Origin of the sequence: Niveispirillum lacus, from assembly GCF_002251795.1 — a bacterium.
GTDB lineage: Bacteria > Pseudomonadota > Alphaproteobacteria > Azospirillales > Azospirillaceae > Niveispirillum > Niveispirillum lacus.
This window is the reverse complement of sequence record NZ_NOXU01000026.1, coordinates 13993-31545: the sequence shown is the minus strand read 5'-3', so window position 1 is coordinate 31545 and position 17553 is coordinate 13993. Positions and strand designations below refer to the sequence as shown.

The following is a 17553-nucleotide window of genomic DNA, read 5'->3' as shown; positions in this document are numbered from 1 at the left end:
GAGCGGATGATCATCCGCCCAGAAGGGCCGCCAGATCTGTGGCGACCGTCACCGGGGCTGAACAATGCTGTGCTTGGCAAAGATAAGCGGTTGCGCGCCCTTTAACCATGATTTTGCCGGCGGCGGGATGTGTCGACGACAAGGCGGATGCCTCGCCATGATGGTGGATCAGGGCCAGATTGGGCCGTGACTTGGCCCATGCTACCTGACGCAGGGCAATAAGGTCCGGATCATTCATCGGCCCCACAAGAACCAGTGACTGGCCATGCAGGCGCTGGTCCACACCGTTCAGGAAGCCTGCCAGAGGGAAGAAGTTCCGCCCCACCTCGCCCGCAAAGGCGGTGATCTGGGCATCGGCCTTTTGCCGCCACTGGTCGTCACCGGTGATCAACCACAATCGGCTGAACAGCCAAACCAGGGTGCCGTTGCCGGACGGAACAGCATTGTCATGGGCGTGGCGCGGCCGGCGGATCAGATCATCGGCATCCTCTGCCGTGCTGAAATACCCGCCATCGGTGCCATCACGGAAATGCCGGTCGATCTCGACCAACCAGGCCACGGCCTGTGTCAGATACGCTTCCTGCCCCGTCATCTCATACAGGATGACACCGGCGCGTGCCATGTTGGCATGGTCTTCCAAGGTTCCGCGATGGCGTGCCTGCTGGTCTCTGTAGCTGTGCAGCAACCGGCCATCAGGGGTTGTCATTTGTGCCACCACAAAACGGTAGGCATCTTGCGCGGCCTGTAGCCAGTCGGCTCTCTCAAGCACCGTGCCGGCCCGTGCCAGGGCCGCGATCATCATGCCATTCCAATCGGCCAGGACCTTGTCATCCCAGCCGGGGCGCACCCGGGACGCCCGTGCCCGCAATAGCAGGGCGCGGCAGCGCTGAAGAGTCGCTTCGGCGGTGTCGTCGGCGAGTGTGTCCTCATGCATCCGATTGAGGATCGTGTGACCTTCCCAGTTGCCCTCTTCCGTCACCCCATAGGTACGACAGAACAGGTCGGCATCGTCGGCGGGCAGCAGTCGGCGGATTTCCCTGTCGGTCCAGACATAGAAACGCCCCTCCTCCCCCTCGCTGTCGGCATCCAGTGAGGCGGCAAAACCGCCACCTTCAGCCCGCATTTCCGCCAGTACCCAATCGGCCGTTTCGGTGATGCGGGCTTTCAGCAATGGGTCGCGTGTCTCTTGCCAGACAGTCAACATCAGGTCGATTAATTGAGCATTGTCGTACAGCATCTTTTCAAAATGCGGGACCAGCCATTCTGCATCCACCGCGTAGCGGGCAAAACCGCCGCCCAGATGATCATAGATGCCACCTTGGCCCATCCGGGTCAGGGTCTGGATGACCGCGCTGGCAAAGTGCGGTTGGCCCGTGCGGCAGAAGGCCCGCCACAGCAGTTCAAAAATCCCGGGCTGCGGGAATTTGGGGGCCCCCCCGATACCGCCCCAGACGGGGTCCACCTCCTGCGCAAGATGTTCGGCGACTTGAATGAATGTATCATCGGTGATCGCCTCGCCGGGGCGGCCCGCCGATAGATTATCCATGGCTGTGGCCAGCGCTTTGACATTCCGCTGAACCTTGGCTGGTTCTTCGGCAAAGGTTTGTGCCACGGTCTGCAGGACTTCAGGAAAGCCAGGACGCCCCCACCGCCGTTCAGGTGGAAAGTAGGTTCCGCCCCAGAAAGGATGACCATCCGGGGTCAGGAACATCGTCAAAGGCCAGCCCCCTTGCTGCCCGAGAAGGGCCAGTGCCTGCTGGTAGATATGGTCAAGATCGGGGCGTTCTTCCCGGTCCACCTTGATATTGACGAACAGCCTGTTCATCAGTGAGGCAATGACAGGGTGCTCAAAACTTTCATGGGCCATGACATGGCACCAATGGCAGGCGGCATAACCCACCGACAGCAAGATTGGCTTGCCTTCGGCCTTGGCCTTCGTCAATGCCTCTGGACCCCATCCCATCCAATCCACGGGATTGTCGATATGTTGGCGCAGATAGGGGCTGGTTTCCCGGTACAGCAGGTTGCCGGCGCCGCGATGGGCGCTGTTTGGTGGCGTGGCCATGTTTCATCCTTTGCCGGGTGGTCCATCATGGCGCCAATCCATGACGGGCATGTGAACAACAGATAGTTTATCCTTGTGTCAAACCCAGGGTGCAGGAAAAATCACGGCACGTCAGAAGGAGATCCGGCGCCATGAAGGTGACCATCAATATTGATTGCACACCCGAAGAAGCCCGGACCTTTCTGGGTTTGCCTGATGTGCAGCCCATGCAGACAGCCCTGATGCAGCAGATGCAGGATCAGTTGTCGGCCAATATGAAGGCTATGGACCCCGAAACCATGATGAAGACCTGGCTGCCCGTGGGGCTGCAGGGTATTGAACAGTTCCAGAAAATGATGTGGTCACAAATGTCCAGCGCCATGGGCGGCACCCCGACAAAGGATACCAAAAAGTGAGTGACGACATTCTGACGGACCCCGCCCCCTATTACCGTGCGCATGTGTTTGTCTGCACCAATGAACGTGAAGCGGGTCACCCACGTGGCTGCTGCCGCGAAAAGGGCGGTGATGAGCTGCGTGACTATATGAAGAAGAAGGCCACGGGCCTGGGTCTGGGCAAGGCGGTACGCATCAATAATGCCGGCTGTCTGGACCGGTGCGAGTTGGGGCCGGTCCTGGTGGTTTATCCCGAAGGCGTCTGGTACGCGGTGACCAGTAAGGCCGACATTGACGAAGTGCTGCAAACCCATCTGGTGGAGGGCAAGCGTGTGGAGCGCCTGATGCTGCTGCCTACCGACAAGCTGCCCGCCGATATCGTCGCCCGCCGCGTGGCGGCGGAATGATGTTTCACGTGAAACACGCCTGATGCGGACCGACACGATCTTCGCCCTGGCCTCTGCTCCCGGTCGTGCCGGGGTGCAGGTCATCCGCATCTCCGGCCCGGATGCGGGGACGGCATTGTCACGGCTGACCGGTTGTCCCCTACCCTCGCCGCGCCATGCCAGACTGGCGGCGCTGCGTGACCCGGTCACGGGGGAGCTGTTCGACAAGGCCCTTGTCCTGGCCTTTCCCGGTCCCGGTAGTTTCACGGGTGAGGATGTGGTGGAACTGCATCTGCATGGTGGTCGCGCTGTCCTGTCGGCGGCGACCCAGGCGCTGATGGGTCTGGGTCTGCGTGTGGCTGAACCGGGGGAGTTCAGCCGCCGCGCGTTTGAGCATGGCAAGCTGGACCTGACGGAGGCTGAGGCCATTGCCGATCTGGTGGATGCCGAAACAGCAGCACAAAGGCGCCAGGCCCTGCGCCAGATGGAAGGCGCTTTGGGTCAGCTTTACGATGGCTGGCGCCACCGCCTGACCCGTGCGCTGGCCCATCTGGAGGCGGATATCGACTTCCCCGACGAAGATCTACCCGGTGGCCTGTCGGATGCCGTACGCCCTGTGGTGGAGGGGCTGGTGGCCGACCTGTCGGGGCATCTGGCCGATCAGGGGCGTGGCGAGCGGCTGCGCGATGGCATTTCCATCGCTATTCTCGGGGCGCCCAATGCCGGTAAGTCCAGCCTGCTGAACGCCATTGCGCGGCGCGATGTTGCCATCGTGTCGAACCAGGCGGGTACGACGCGGGATGTGATTGAGGTGCAGTTGGACCTGGGTGGTTATCCCGTTTTGCTGGCCGATACGGCGGGCCTGCGTGATGCCGCCGATCAGGTGGAAAGCGAGGGCATCCGCCGTGCCCTGGACCGGGCCGCCAAGGCCGATCTGAAATTGCTGGTCTTTGATGGCAGTGAATTGCCCGATCCCGCCACCCTGGCGCTGGCCGATGATGATGCCATTCTGGTGATGAACAAGGCTGATCTGCCGGGCGCCGTGGCGCCCCTGGTGGGCCGCCCGATCCTGCCGCTGTCTGCCCGAACGGGGGATGGTGTGCCGGCCTTGCTGTCGGCCCTGGAACAGGCTGTTGCCGCCCGCTACGCCCCTTCGGGTGCGCCGGCCCTGACCCGTGCCCGGCACCGCGCGGCGCTGGAGGAATGTCGGGAAAACCTGCACCGGGCGCTGCAGGCGCCGCTGCCGGAACTGGCGGCAGAGGATGTGCGTCTGGCCGTGCGTGCCCTGGGCCGCATCACGGGGCGGGTGGATGTAGAAGATTTGCTGGACGTGATTTTTCGGGATTTCTGTATCGGGAAGTGACGGGGGCCCATGCGCCCCCAGCCTTTGACACCAACCCCGGCCGCGCTTATCTTCCCGCCCATGCAGCACTATGATGTGATCGTGGTTGGCGGCGGCCATGCGGGATGCGAGGCGGCGGCCGCGGCGGCGCGTGCGGGGGCCCGTACGGCGCTGGTGACCCACAAGACGGAAACCATTGGCGAGATGTCGTGCAACCCGGCCATCGGTGGCCTGGGCAAGGGACATCTTGTGCGGGAGATTGATGCGCTGGACGGTGTCATGGGCCGGGTGACGGACCAGGGTGGCATCCAGTTCCGTATCCTGAACCGGTCCAAGGGGCCGGCGGTACGGGGCCCACGTGCCCAGGCCGACCGCAAACTGTACCGGCAGGCCATGCAGGCGGCGCTGGCTGAACTGCCGAACCTGGACATTATTGCCGCCGCCGTCGAAGACCTGATCATCGATGCTGCGGGTGCTTGCGCCGGAATCGTGACCGGTGACGGTCGGGAAATCCGCGCTGGTGCTGTGGTCCTGACCACCGGTACCTTTCTGCGCGGGCTGATCCATATTGGGGAAGAAAAAATCCCGGCGGGCCGGGTGGGCGAAGAACCAGCCATCGGCCTGTCTTTGACCCTGGAGAAGCTGGGCTTCAATCTCGGTCGGTTAAAGACGGGCACGCCGCCGCGTCTGGATGGTAAGACCATCGATTGGGCCGGGTTGGAAATGCAGCCCGGTGACAACCCGCCCCCGCCCTTTTCCACCCTGACTGACCGGATCACAACGCCGCAGATCGACTGCGCCATCACCTATACGACGGCGGAAGTTCACCGCATCATTCGCGATAACATCCATCGCGCCCCCATGTATTCGGGTCAGATTGAGGGTGTGGGCCCCCGTTACTGCCCCAGCGTGGAGGATAAGGTTGTCCGCTTCGCCGATAAGGAACGGCACCAGATTTTTCTGGAGCCGGAGGGGCTGGACGATGACACGGTCTATCCCAATGGCATCTCCACCTCCCTGCCCCGTGATGTACAGCTCGATATTCTGAAAAACATCCCTGGCCTGGAACAGGTGCGGATGATCCGACCCGGCTATGCCATTGAATATGATTATGTTGACCCGCGCGAGCTCACCCGCACACTGGAAACCCGTCGTCTGCCACGCCTGTTCCTGGCTGGTCAGATCAATGGCACCACGGGGTATGAAGAAGCGGCCGCGCAGGGGCTGATCGCCGGCATCAATGCCGCTCTGCTCGTTGCAGGTTCCGCCCCATTCGTCCTGGACCGGGCCGAGGCCTATATCGGTGTATTGATCGATGATTTGATCACGCGGGGCACCTCTGAACCCTATCGCATGTTTACCAGCCGGGCTGAATATCGCCTGCTCCTGCGCGCCGACAATGCCGATCAGCGCCTGACCGATCGTGGCCTGGATATCGGTGTGGTGGGTAGCCGCCGGCAAGCGCATTGGGCCGCCAAGAAGCAGGCCCTGGCGCGGGCGCGCGACCTGGTCACCAGCCTGTCGGCCACGCCGAACGAGCTGGAAAAGCAGGGGTTGCACATCAACAAGGATGGTGTGCGGCGCAACGCACTGGACCTGCTGCGCTATCCGGAGATTGACTTCCCGCGCCTGTGCCAGGTCTGGCCGGCGCTATCCAGCCTGTCGCCTGACATTGCTGAGCAGGTAGAGATTGATGGTAAGTATGCTGGCTATCTGGATCGCCAGGAGGCCGATATCCGTGCCTTCCGCAAGGACGAGGCGCTGGAGTTGCCGGCTGATCTGGACCCGGGTGGCATCGCCTCGCTGTCCGCTGAGATCCGCCAGAAGCTCAAGGCCACACGCCCTGCCACGCTGGGGGCGGCTGCTCGTATTCCGGGCATGACGCCGGCGGCCCTCACCTCTTTGTTGCGGTATGTGAAGAAGCGCGGGGGCGACCGTGGCGCCGCGTAAACCGTCCAAGCCGCTGAAATTGCCACCAATGCCCCGGCCGCCCGGCCCGCCGCCAATGAGCCCGCATGAGTTTCAGTCCCGCTTCGGTGTTTCACGTGAAACACTGGCCAGGCTGGAACTCTATGCGGCGCATCTGCACAAGTGGAACCCGGCCATCAATCTTGTGTCCAAGTCAACCTTGGATGATCTCTGGTCGCGGCATCTAGCCGACAGTGCCCAGGTCTTCAGCCTGATCCCGGAAGGTGCCCAGGTGCTGGTGGATCTGGGGTCTGGTGCTGGGTTCCCGGGTCTGGTTCTGGCCATCCTGGGTGTGCCGGAGGTGCATCTGGTCGAGTCGGATGTACGCAAGGCTGCTTTTCTGCGTGAGGTGGCGCGGGTGACAGGCGCCCCGGTGACGGTTCACCCGGTTCGGATTGAAGTAGCGGATACCCCTCCGGCTGATGTTGTGTCTGCCCGTGCCCTGGCGGAACTGGCGCTGTTGCTGCCTTGGGCCCATGGAATGCTGAAACTGGGCGGCACCTGCCTATTTCCGAAGGGCAGGACGGCGGAGGATGAATTGACCGCCGTGCAGGATTCCTGGAATATGCGGGTCGAGCGGTTCCCCAGCCAGACTGATCCGGCCGGAACCATCCTGCGTCTTACCGAGCTTTCACCGCGATAAGCCGGTCTCGCACATGCCGAACGACAGAGGTTGAACGACCGTGCCGAGCGCCGCCCTGCCCCTTCCCGCCCACCGTGCCCGTGTGATCGCCCTGGCCAACCAGAAGGGGGGCGTGGGCAAAACCACGACCACCATTAATCTGGCCACCGCGCTGGCTGCTTGTGGCAAGCGGGTGCTGATCATTGACAATGACCCTCAGGGCAATGCCTCCACCGGGTTAGGCATTCCACAGAGCAACCGGGAATTTGGCATCTATGACCTGCTGTTCGCCGACCTGGCGGTGGAAGAGGTCGCAGTAGCGACCTCTGTTCCCGGCCTGTGGGTGGTGACGGCCAATGTCGATCTGTCAGGGGCCGAGGTCGAACTGGTCAATGTCGAACGTCGCGAGTTCCGGCTGAAGGACAGTCTGGAAAAATCATCCGGCGGGTTCGATTACATCTTGATCGACTGCCCACCGGCACTGGGATTGCTGACCCTGAATGCGCTGGCGGCGGCTGATGCTGTGCTGGTGCCATTGCAGTGCGAATTTTATGCCCTGGAAGGGCTTTCGCACCTGATCCGTACCATTGAGCGCGTGAAGCGCGCCTTCAACCCCACGCTTGATATTAACGGCGTGGTCCTGACGATGTTCGACCGTCGTAATAACCTGTCCGACATGGTGGCCGCCGATGTGCGTGGCTTCTTCGGCGAAAAGGTTTATGAGACGGTGATCCCCCGCAATGTGCGGGTGTCCGAGGCGCCCAGCCATGGCAAGCCGGTGCTGCTCTATGACCACAAGTCGGCGGGTGCACAGGCCTATATCCATCTGGCGGGTGAAATGTTGAAGCGCGAGCGGAAGCGGCAGTTGGCTTATGGATGAACCAAAAAAGAACAATTCGCGCACTGGCCTTGGGCGCGGTCTGTCCGCCCTGTTCGGCGAAGCTGCGGGGAACGAGGAAGAGCAGCAGGTTGATCGGGTCCGGCTGACCCGATTGCTGCCCATTGATCAGGTTCATCCGGGCAAATTCCAGCCAAGGCGCCGCTTTGACGAGGAGGCACTGACCGCCCTTGTCGAAAGTGTGCGGGAGCGCGGTATCCTGCAGCCATTGCTGGTGCGCAAAGAGCCCGGTGCTGCCCCTGGGCACACCAGTTATGAGATCATCGCCGGTGAACGGCGCTGGCGAGCGGCTCAGTTGGCCGGCCTGCATGAAGTGCCGGTTCTGGTCCGCACCCTCACCGACCGCGAGGCGCTGGAGATTGCGCTGGTCGAGAATATCCAGCGTTCCGATCTGACGCCTTTGGAAGAGGCGGAAGGCTATAAACGCTTGATGGATGAGTTCGACCACACACAGGAGGACTTGGCGCGTTCAGTCGGCAAAAGCCGGTCCCATGTTGCCAACATGTTGCGTCTCCTGGCCCTGCCGGACGAGGTCAAACATCTGGTCCAAGAGGGCAGCCTGTCGATGGGCCATGCTCGTGCCCTGCTGACGGCCCCCGACCCGATGGTCGCGGCGCAGGAGGTCATCAAGCGCGAACTGAATGTGCGCCAGACCGAGGCGCTGGTAAAGCAGATGTCGGCGGAACCGCTGGTGCTCACAAAGGCGGTCAAGGAAAAGGCGCCTGACACTGTGGCCCTTGAGCGTGAAGTCTCACTGGCGCTTGGGCTGAAGGTTACACTGGCTGGTACCGGCAAGAAGGGGACATTGCAGATCCATTATCGCACGCTGGATCAATTGGATGGTGTGCTGAACCGCATTTTGAAACGGTAAGCCCGTGCGGCATAGAAGTAATCAACAATAACAGGCAATCCAGGGGGAAAAATGACCGATAGCAGCCAGATCGGCGCTGAAGCCGCTGCTTATTTCAACGGCTACAGCGCTGCCTTCGCCGCCTATGACACTGACCGCGTCGCGGCTCTGTTCGATCAACCCCTGACGGTCCTGACGGCGGCAAAGCCCATCGTGTATGGCGATCCGGCGGCCGTGCGCGCCTATGTCGATGGCATGCTGGATACCTATCGCCATATCGGGCTGGCCTGGCCGGTGCCGGCCGCCGTCTGGGCCTGGCCCTGTGGGGAGAATCTGGCGCGGGCAGAGGTACTGTGGCTGCTGCGCTCTGCTGACCGGGCAGAAATCATGCGTTTCTCCACCTCCTATGTCCTGCGCCGTGACGGGGAGGCCGGCTGGCGCGTCGCCGTTGTCATCTCCTATGAAGAGCCGGTGAAGCTGCCGGCCGGCGCCTGATGCCGTCCCTGCCGCTGACGCTGCTGCCCGACCAACTGGCCGTCTGCCGTTTGGCCCCCGCCGCGCCCCTGCCCGCCTGGGCAGCGGGTCCAGGCTTTGTCAGCATCACGCGCACCGACGAGGAATTGTCCGTCGTGGTCCGCCAGGACCGCATTCCGGCCGATGTGGCGGCCGTGGGGCCGTGGCGGGCGTTGAAGGTGCAAGGACCGCTGGACTTTGCCCTGACCGGTATTCTGGCCGCCCTGACAGCCCCGCTGGCTGATGCCGGCATCAGCCTGTTCGCCATCGCCACCTATGACACGGATTACATCCTGGTGCGGGAGGAGACGCTGCAGGCGGCGATCACAGCCCTGACGGCGGCGGGGCATCGGGTAGCGGGGTAAACGCGACGGCTCGACAAATGCTTGTCCGCCTTCACCAGAATTTGTCTGAATCGGGGGGCGGCGCGGAAATTTTGATCGTTGCTCCCGAAATTTTATCCAGAAGGCCCTGTGCTCACGAATTTTTGTCAGACGAAACAGCCAACCCCAACCGTGCCGCCGCTGTCCTCGCCGCCTCCCAGCGCTTCTGCTGCAGTCCTGACGCTCGCGCCCGCATCGCCTCCACCATTGCTGGATCGGCGCTGTTTGGGTGGCCGCTGCTGAAGGGGGGGGCGGGATTGTATTCCATGGAGAGCTGGGTGCGCTCGGCGCGGTCCTGATCGAACAACAGGGCCGCCAGCTGCAGGGCGAAATCGATGCCGGAGGTGACGCCGCCGCCGGTGACGCGGTTGCCGTCCACCACCACCCGCTCGCTGCTGGGTGTGCAGCCGAACAGGGCAAGCTGATCCAGCGACATCCAATGACAGGTGGCACGATAACCGGTCAGCAGGCCCGCGGCGGCCAAAACCAGTGATCCCGTGCAGACCGAGGTGACGTAGCGTGCAGCAACGGCCTGGGCACGCAGGAAATCCAGCGTCACGGCGTCATCCATCAGGTGCAACTGCCCCGGACCGCCGGGCACGAACAGGATATCCGCCTGTGGTGCCTCGGCCAGCGTGTGCGTGGGCAGCAGCCGCAAGCCGCCGCTGTCGGTGACAGGGTCCAGGCTTTTGGCGGCCAGAATGATCTTCACGTCGGGCAGGCGGGTAAAAACCTCGAACGGGCCCGTCAGGTCCAACTGGGTGAGGCGGGGATAGAGCAGCATGACGATGTTCATGGGTCCATCCTTCCCCATCGCATTGGGTCAGTTCGGCCGCCGTGCCAGTTGCGCCAGTTGGAAAAAGGCACGGGAGCAGATGGTTTCGTCCGGCATATGGGTGCGCTTGCACTCCGCTTCCGCCTCCTGCAGCCGGTCCAGCGCCTGATGCAGCTTGGGCAGGGTCCAGTTACGGATCTGGGCCGTCAGCACGGGTTCCAGCTTGAAGAACACGGGCGGGCGCAGGGCCTTTACGGCGGCCTGGGGCGTCTGCCCCTTGGCGACATGGGCCACGGCCATGTGCAGCCGCTGGAAATAGCGTTGGGCGGCCCGCAGGATAGCCACCGTGGCGGTGCCGTCGGCATAAAGCCGGCGTAGAGACCGGTCCAGTTCGGCCATATCGCCGCTGGCGGCCGCTTGCGCCGGTTCATCCATGTCCAGTGCGGCACTATCACCGATGACGGTGCGGGCATCCTCCAGGGTGACCCGCTTTTCCCCCAACATATACAGCGCCAGTTTGTCGATCTCGCCGCGCGCGGTTGAGCGGTCGCCCACCAGATTGCCGGCCAGCCAATCGCGGGCATCCGGATCGATCTGCAGGCCATGATCGACCATCATCCGCCCGATGGTGCCGGCCAGTTCTTCTTCGCCTTCCACATAGCAAGCGATGGCGCCGGCAATCTCGCCGGCATCCTCCACGGCTTTACGCAGCTTTGACCTTGCATCCAGCTCTCCGGCCTCCATCACCAGCAGCGTGTCGCCGGGGGGAAAGTCCTTCAGCAGGGTGGTGACCACCGGCGCCAGCTTGTCGTCGGCGTCGCGCAGGCGCACCACCCGTCGCCCTCCGGTCAGGGCGATGGCAGATAATTCATCGCCCAGGCGTGCAGCATCACCCGTTACCTGATCGGCTTTCATCTCCGTTACCCGGAACGGGTCGGACAGGTCGGGACAGGCCGACTGCGCCGCCATCTTGGCCCGTTCACGCACCAGACCTGCATCGGGACCGTAAAGCAGGATCAGCCGTGTGGCCCCTGGCGGGCGCTTGCTAAAGGCGTCGGCGTTTTTCGGCTGAACCTTCAACGCCTCCTCCCCTTACTGCACGTCGCGCGCGAAATAGAGCGAAAGCCGGGTACGGATATCATCGGCCAGTTCGGTCAGACCGCGATCATAGGCATCCTGACGCGTCGCCAGTACCGCGAACTGGCTGTCCAACAGGTTGAAGCTGACGATGGAACGGGAGAAGGTGCGATAGACCACTTGGCCGGTGCTGATCTCGATCAGTTCGTAACTGGCCTGCAAGCGCAGGCGGGCACGGGTCGCGGTTGCATCCTGCTGGATACCCAGCTCTTCCTCCGTGGCGGCCAGGGCCACAGCCAGCCGATAGCGGGCGCTGCTGGGGCGACCATCGGTGTAAAACCGATCGATCAGGTTATTGCGCAGCACCTGACCGTTGCGGTCCACGATCGGGTCGATCTGTACATTGGCCAGGGCCGCCCCCACAGCACTGCCCTGGGATGCGGTGCCATAGACTGGCTTGAATCCACACCCCCCCAGCGCCACGGGCGGCAGCACCAAGAGCAGGGCGGTGGCAAGACAGGGGAAACGCAGAGCCATGGCACGCCTCGTTGAGGCTTGGTTCAAGAAAAACAGGGGGATTTTTGAGCTGAACCCCCAAAAAAAGCCCAGAAAGTTGAACCAAGCCTCAACCTTCTGGGCTTCTGCCTTACACTACGATATTCACAATCCGGTTCGGCACCACGATGATCTTCCGCGGCTCCTTACCATCCATGGCCCGCTGCACATTTGCATCCGCCAAAGCCGCCTCGCGCGCGACAGCCTCGGCGCAGTCGCGTGCGAGCGTCAGGGTGGCGCGCAGCTTGCCATTGACCTGCACGGCGACCGTGGCGCTGTCATCCACCAGCAGCGACGGGTCGGAGGCCGGCCAAGTGCGGTCGACCAGCAGATCGGCATGACCCAACTCTTCCCACATCTGTTGGGCCAGATGCGGCATCACGGGCTGCACGATCTGCGCCATATATTCCAGCGCCTCCCGCGCGGCCCAGCCCTCATCGGCCGGAACCTCACCCTTGGCCGCCATCTTCGACAAGGCGTCGCCCAGCGCATTGGTGAAGGTACGCAGCTTGGCCACAGAACTGTTGAAGCGGTAACCCTCGATATCGTCAGCCACGGCCGCCGCCGCCTTGTGCGCGGCGCGGCGCAGGGCCGTGGCATCGGCGCCGAAGCTGCTGGGGATGGCGGTACCTGCAGCGGGCAGGGCAAAGCCCGGTTCCGTCACATGCCGCCACAGGCGGTTGATATAGCGCCAGGCACCGTCAATGCCGGCTTCGGTCCATTCCAGGTCACGGTCGGGCGGGCTGTCCGACATCATGAACAGGCGGGCGGCATCGGCGCCATAGCTGCCGATGATGCCTTCCGGGTCCACGACATTCTTCTTGGACTTCGACATCTTGATGACGGGGCCGACGGTGACGGGCGAACCGTCGGCGATCTTGGTGGCCTTGCCGCCCTGGATATCTACATCCACGGGGAAGACCCACTTGCCGTCCGTATCCTGGAAGGTGGCGTGCGTCACCATGCCCTGCGTGAACAGGCCGCCGAACGGCTCCGGCAGATCCAGATAGCCGACATGGCTGAGCGCACGGGTCCAGAAGCGGGAATAGAGCAGGTGCAGAACCGCATGCTCGATACCGCCGATATAGTTATCAACGGGCAGCCAGTACTTTACCAACTCCTTGTCGAAGGCCACCTGCTCGTTGCGGGGGTCGGCAAAACGCAGGAAATACCAGCTCGACTCGATAAAGGTATCGAACGTGTCCGTCTCCCGCTCGGCATCCTTGCCGCAGGACGGGCACTTTACATGCTTCCAGGTGGCATGGCGGGCCAGCGGGTTGCCGGGGGCATCAAAGGTGACGTCGGGCGGCAGGGTGACGGGCAACTGGTCTTCCGGCACCGGCACCACGCCGCAATCCGGGCAATGGATGATGGGAATGGGGCAGCCCCAGTAACGCTGACGCGAAACCCCCCAATCGCGCAGGCGGAACATGGTTGTCCCCTGCCCCCGGCCCAGCGCCTCGATCTTAGCGACCGCCGCCTTCTTGCCCTCTTCCACGGACAGACCATCCAGGAAATCGGAATTGCGGAGGCTGCCCGGGCCGGTATAGGCCTCATTCGCCACGGCGAAGCTGGCGGGGTCCTCACCGTCTGGCACCACCACCGGCTTCACCGGCAGGTCGTACTTGCGGGCAAAGTCCAGGTCGCGCTGATCATGGGCGGGGCAGCCAAAAATGGCGCCCGTGCCATATTCCATCAGCACAAAATTGGCGACATAGACGGGCAGGGTCCAGCCCTTGACGAACGGATGCTCCGCCGTCACCGGCGTGCGCCAGCCCTTCTTTTCTGCCTGTTCCAGCGTGGCTTCGCTGGTGCCCATGCTGTTGCATTCGGCGATGAACCCGGCCAGGCCGGCATCGTTCTCCGCCAGCTTAGCGGCCAGCGGATGGTTGGGGCTGATGGCCACGAAAGACGCCCCGAACAGCGTGTCGGGACGGGTCGTGAACACCTCCAGATCGGCATGTCCGTCGGACAACTGGAAAAAGAAGCGGCAGCCCGTGGACTTGCCGATCCAGTTCTCCTGCATGATGCGGACTTTTTCGGGCCAGCGATCCAGCGTGGTAATGGCCGACAGCAGCTCGTCCGCAAAATGCGTGATCTTCAGGAACCACTGGCTGAGCTTGCGCTTTTCCACCAGGGCGCCGGTGCGCCAGCCGCGACCGTCGATCACCTGCTCATTGGCCAGAACGGTATTGTCCACAGGGTCCCAGTTGACCCAGCTTTCCTTACGATAGGCCAGACCGGCTTTGAGGAAATCCAGGAACATCTTCTGTTCGAACCGGTAATATTCCGGCCGGCAGGTGGCGATCTCCCGCTCCCAGTCGATGGCCAGACCCATGGTCTTCAACTGGCCGCGCATGGCCTTGATGTTCTCGTATGTCCAGGTGCCCGGATGGGTGTTGCGCTCCAGCGCGGCGTTCTCCGCCGGCAACCCGAACGCATCCCAGCCCATTGGGTGCAGAACGTTGAACCCCTTGGACCGCTTATAGCGGGCGATCACATCGCCAATGGTGTAGTTGCGCACATGGCCCATATGGATGCGCCCCGACGGATAGGGGAACATCTCCAGCACATAGGTCTTGGGCTTGGATTGATCGGCGGTGACGGCGAAGCTGCGGCGTTCTTCCCAGACGGACTGCCACTTGGCTTCGGTTTCGCGGACATTATAGCGGGACATGGGGCGGGACCTGTCGAACGGGTGTCGCTTCGCCGGGCGTCACCCGTGACAGGGGCCGATGCCCGGCGGTTCAAAATTATGCTCAGCGATCACTATCATGAACGCTGAAGGCCGGCGAATGCCGGCCTTAGCATGCCTGTGCCGCGAACCGGCGCCAGACGGGCACGATCAGTTGGTCGGAGCTGCCGACTGCTGACGAAGCTGACGGGCACGGGTCAGAATCGTGTCTTCTAGCTGTGTACCGGTTTCTGCCGTCACCGGTGCGTCGATCCAGACACCACCCTTCAACTCCTGGCGGAACACGGTGGCGCGTACGCCATCGGCGCGCAGGGCGGCATCCAGGATATAGAGGTTGATCTTGAACCGCTCATTGGGCGTCGCCGGCGGGCTGTACCAGTCCGTCAGGATCACACCGCCATAAGGATCGGCCTGGACCAGCGGCATGAAGGTCACCGTATCCAGGGCGGCCCGCCACAGGAAAGCGTTGACGGTCACGGTGCCGGCAGGGCGGGCAGCGGCATTCATACCGGCCTGACCATCATTATTCTGGCGCAGGATCTGGGTATTCGGGGCCTCCGGCTCTGAGCCGAAACCCAGCCAGGAGCAGCCCCCGAGACCAAGCACCAGGGTGCCCAGCAGGGCGGAACGACCAATTACGGACAGGGCACGCAAGGACATGGGAATACCACCCGGATAACGCCAGCGGAGATATGGAGCCATCCTTAGAGCAAAAAAGCCGGCACTAGGCAAGGCCGGGCGGATCGCCCCTCGGATGGAGTTGCTGCTTACACGGCAATCAAGGCGGGATTCAGGCGGGGAAAAATGCACAAGGCGGGTTTCGCGACACCCAGGTGAAACATCATGCACCACAAAATGAGGCGGTGTTTCACGGCCATTGCCCCACTCGCTCCGAAGAGCAGCGGCATTGACGGGCGGTGGATATGGGTCTGGTGAGAATAGCCAGATTGTATCAGATGCCGATCGTAAATGCAGGAGTTCCAATCGCTGATCGTGGCCTGAACTGCTCTTCCTACAGGCAACTCACCCCAGCAGTTCCGCATAAACCGCCAAGGTCGCCGCACACATGCCCGCCTTGGTGAAGTTGGTCCGCACATGACGCATACCGTCCAGGCCCACGGCCTGACGCTGCAAAGGATCAAGGTCAAGCGCGGCGCGGATGGCCCCGGCCAGGGCGTCGGGATTGTTGGGCGGCACCACCAGGCCGGTTTCGCCGTTGATGACCGTTTCCTTGACTGCCCCCAGGTCAGACACGATCACCGGGCGACCCATGGCCTGCGCCTCGGCAATCACCCGGCCAAAGGCTTCGGGTTCGACAGACGCGTTCACCACCACGTCTGACAGCATATAGGCGGCTGCCATGTCGTTGCAGTGGCCGGCGATGGTGACCTGCCCGCCCAGATTCAAGCGGCGGATATGGTCTTCCAACTCCTGACGGTAATGGTCACGGCCCTGATCATCGCCGACCAGAACAGCACGCACATCGCTGCGCCCCAGGCGGGATATGGCCTCAATCAGAACGCCTTGGCCCTTCCAGCGGGTCAGGCGGCCCGGCAGCAGCACGATGCGCTGATCCTCCGGCAGGCGCCATTGCTGGATCAACTGGGCCATGCGCGCCTGGGTCACCTTGTCGGGCGACATGATATCGACATCGACCCCGCGATGGATGAGGCGCAACCGGTCGGCCCCGACCCCATATTCACGGGTCACATGCTCATAAACAAAGCCCGACACGGCGATGATGCGGTCGGCCTTGGCCATGACGCTGTTGTACCATTTCTTCACCCGGCCCTTGAAGTTATAGGGCGCGTGGAAGGTGGTGACGAAGGGGATGTCGGTGCGCTTGGCCGCCCAATAGGCGCTCCAGGCCGGTGCGCGGGACCGGGCATGGATCAGGTCCACCCCATGCTGCCTGATGATCTCGGTCAACCTGGTCGCGTTGCGCCGCATGGTCAGCGGGTTCTTGGACTGTACCGGCAATTGGATGTGCTTGGCGCCATAGCGGTCCAATTCGCGCGCCATGGGGCCACCGGCGGAAACCACGATGGCAGTACCCCCCGCCCGCTGGATGGCGGCGGCCATGTCAATGCAGCCACGTTCTGCCCCGCCTGTGACCAGGGTGGGGATTACCTGCAGGATCACAGGTTTGCCGCCGCCAAACAGGCTGGTGGCATCAAGGCCGGGATTGTCCGGCGTGACATCGCCGGCTAGGGTGCCGGCGTCAGCATGGGGCGGCATGGGCGGGAATTCGGACAATGAACGGGACAGCCATGGACGGCGAGGTGCCGATACATAGCCTGGATCGGGCCGGCACCGCCATAGCCTATCGCCGCAGCCCAGGTTTGGGACCGGGGCTCATCTTCTTGACCGGGTTCCGGTCCGACATGGCCGGGGCGAAGGCGGTGGCGCTGGAACGCTGGGCGCGTTCCCAGGGAAGGGCCTTTGTCCGTTTCGATTACCATGCCCATGGGGCCAGCGGCGGTAACTGGGAAGACGGGTCCATCGGGCGCTGGCGCGATGACGCGCTGGCCGTGCTGGATTGTGTGACCGAAGGGCCACAAATCCTGGTCGGGTCGTCCATGGGCGGCTGGATCGCCCTGTTGCTGGCGTTGGCCCGACCGGACCGGATCGCGGGGGTGGTCGGTATCGCGCCGGCGCCTGATTTCACTGAACGCATGATCCGCCCGCGCCTGGGCCCGGTGGAGTTACAGGCCTTGGCACGCGATGGACAGTTCATCGCCCCATCGGCCTATGATCCTGCCGGGTATCCAATCACCCGTCACCTGCTGGAAGAGGCACAAAATCACCTGCTGCTGACGAAGGGGGCCGGGCCGATCCGCGTCGGCTGCCCCGTTCGCCTGCTGCATGGGCAGTGCGACCCCGATATCCCCTGGCAGACCAGCCTGGATCTGGCGGCCGCTTTGGAAGCCCGGGATGTCCGGATCACCCTGGTCAAGGATGGGGACCATCGCCTGTCACGTGATGCTGACTTGATCGTGATGCTGGGGCTGGTGGGTGAACTGGCGGCGGCGTGACGCCGACCGTGCTGC

General features: G+C 63.0%; 17 protein-coding genes. 10 read left to right on the top strand and 7 right to left on the bottom strand.

What is annotated here, in order from left to right; all coding sequences use genetic code 11:
* Positions 1-10: 10 nt before the first annotated feature.
* Positions 11-2065: a thioredoxin domain-containing protein gene (locus CHU95_RS08080; protein ID WP_094455538.1), complete on the bottom strand. Its 2055-nt coding sequence runs from the start codon at positions 2063-2065 to the stop codon at positions 11-13.
* A 131-nt stretch (positions 2066-2196) separates the two neighbouring features.
* Between CHU95_RS08080 and CHU95_RS08075 the strand changes: the two genes are divergently transcribed.
* From CHU95_RS08075 to CHU95_RS08035, 9 genes are read left to right on the top strand one after another with little or no spacing between them, the layout of a single operon-like run.
* Complete coding sequence (locus tag CHU95_RS08075) at positions 2197-2460, top strand: DUF6489 family protein (protein WP_094455536.1); 264 nt, start codon at positions 2197-2199, stop codon at positions 2458-2460.
* A complete protein-coding gene (locus CHU95_RS08070; RefSeq protein WP_245838044.1) occupies positions 2457-2846 on the top strand; it encodes a (2Fe-2S) ferredoxin domain-containing protein in 390 nt (129 codons plus the stop codon). The genes CHU95_RS08075 and CHU95_RS08070 overlap by 4 nt, the downstream gene beginning before the upstream one ends.
* A 22-nt stretch (positions 2847-2868) precedes the next feature.
* Positions 2869-4188, top strand: a complete 1320-nt coding sequence (gene mnmE, locus CHU95_RS08065; protein ID WP_094455534.1) for a tRNA uridine-5-carboxymethylaminomethyl(34) synthesis GTPase MnmE — start codon at positions 2869-2871, stop codon at positions 4186-4188.
* Positions 4189-4248: 60 nt separating this feature from the next.
* Complete coding sequence (gene mnmG, locus CHU95_RS08060; RefSeq protein ID WP_094455901.1) at positions 4249-6117, top strand: tRNA uridine-5-carboxymethylaminomethyl(34) synthesis enzyme MnmG; 1869 nt, start codon at positions 4249-4251, stop codon at positions 6115-6117.
* A gap of 55 nt (positions 6118-6172) precedes the next feature.
* Entirely contained in the window at positions 6173-6778 is a 606-nt protein-coding gene (gene rsmG / locus CHU95_RS08055; RefSeq protein WP_094455899.1) for a 16S rRNA (guanine(527)-N(7))-methyltransferase RsmG, read from the top strand.
* A gap of 40 nt (positions 6779-6818) precedes the next feature.
* Positions 6819-7637, top strand: coding sequence for a ParA family protein (locus CHU95_RS08050; protein WP_094455532.1), 819 nt, complete (start codon positions 6819-6821; stop codon positions 7635-7637).
* Complete coding sequence (locus CHU95_RS08045; RefSeq protein WP_094455530.1) at positions 7630-8526, top strand: ParB/RepB/Spo0J family partition protein; 897 nt, start codon at positions 7630-7632, stop codon at positions 8524-8526. The genes CHU95_RS08050 and CHU95_RS08045 overlap by 8 nt, the downstream gene beginning before the upstream one ends.
* A 51-nt stretch (positions 8527-8577) precedes the next feature.
* Positions 8578-9000 (top strand): DUF6841 family protein, encoded by a 423-nt coding sequence (locus tag CHU95_RS08040; RefSeq protein ID WP_094455528.1) that lies wholly within the window; start codon positions 8578-8580, stop codon positions 8998-9000.
* On the top strand, positions 9000-9383 hold the full coding sequence (locus tag CHU95_RS08035; protein ID WP_094455526.1) for an ACT domain-containing protein: 384 nt from the start codon (positions 9000-9002) through the stop codon (positions 9381-9383). Before CHU95_RS08040 ends, CHU95_RS08035 begins: the two co-directional genes overlap by 1 nt.
* Positions 9384-9495: 112 nt before the next feature.
* On the opposite strand, the gene CHU95_RS08030 is transcribed toward CHU95_RS08035, so the two are convergent.
* The 6 genes from CHU95_RS08030 to CHU95_RS08005 form a co-directional block, all read right to left on the bottom strand.
* Positions 9496-10197 carry a DJ-1/PfpI family protein gene (locus CHU95_RS08030; RefSeq protein ID WP_207762422.1) on the bottom strand — a complete coding sequence of 234 codons (702 nt, stop codon included), beginning with the start codon at positions 10195-10197 and terminating at the stop codon, positions 9496-9498.
* A gap of 27 nt (positions 10198-10224) precedes the next feature.
* The gene (gene holA, locus CHU95_RS08025; RefSeq protein WP_094455522.1) at positions 10225-11256 is read right to left on the bottom strand and encodes a DNA polymerase III subunit delta; all 1032 of its coding nucleotides are present in this window, start codon (positions 11254-11256) and stop codon (positions 10225-10227) included.
* Positions 11257-11268: 12 nt separating this feature from the next.
* Positions 11269-11790 carry an LPS assembly lipoprotein LptE gene (gene lptE / locus CHU95_RS08020; protein WP_094455520.1) on the bottom strand — a complete coding sequence of 174 codons (522 nt, stop codon included), beginning with the start codon at positions 11788-11790 and terminating at the stop codon, positions 11269-11271.
* 109 nt (positions 11791-11899) lie between these two features.
* Positions 11900-14485 (bottom strand): leucine--tRNA ligase, encoded by a 2586-nt coding sequence (gene leuS, locus CHU95_RS08015; RefSeq protein ID WP_094455518.1) that lies wholly within the window; start codon positions 14483-14485, stop codon positions 11900-11902.
* A gap of 168 nt (positions 14486-14653) precedes the next feature.
* On the bottom strand, positions 14654-15163 hold the full coding sequence (locus CHU95_RS08010; protein ID WP_094455516.1) for a DUF3576 domain-containing protein: 510 nt from the start codon (positions 15161-15163) through the stop codon (positions 14654-14656).
* A gap of 363 nt (positions 15164-15526) precedes the next feature.
* On the bottom strand, positions 15527-16741 hold the full coding sequence (locus CHU95_RS08005) for a glycosyltransferase family 4 protein (protein WP_094455514.1): 1215 nt from the start codon (positions 16739-16741) through the stop codon (positions 15527-15529).
* A gap of 17 nt (positions 16742-16758) precedes the next feature.
* Between CHU95_RS08005 and CHU95_RS08000 the strand changes: the two genes are divergently transcribed.
* Positions 16759-17538, top strand: coding sequence for an alpha/beta hydrolase (locus CHU95_RS08000; protein WP_245838041.1), 780 nt, complete (start codon positions 16759-16761; stop codon positions 17536-17538).
* Positions 17539-17553: the final 15 nt, after the last annotated feature.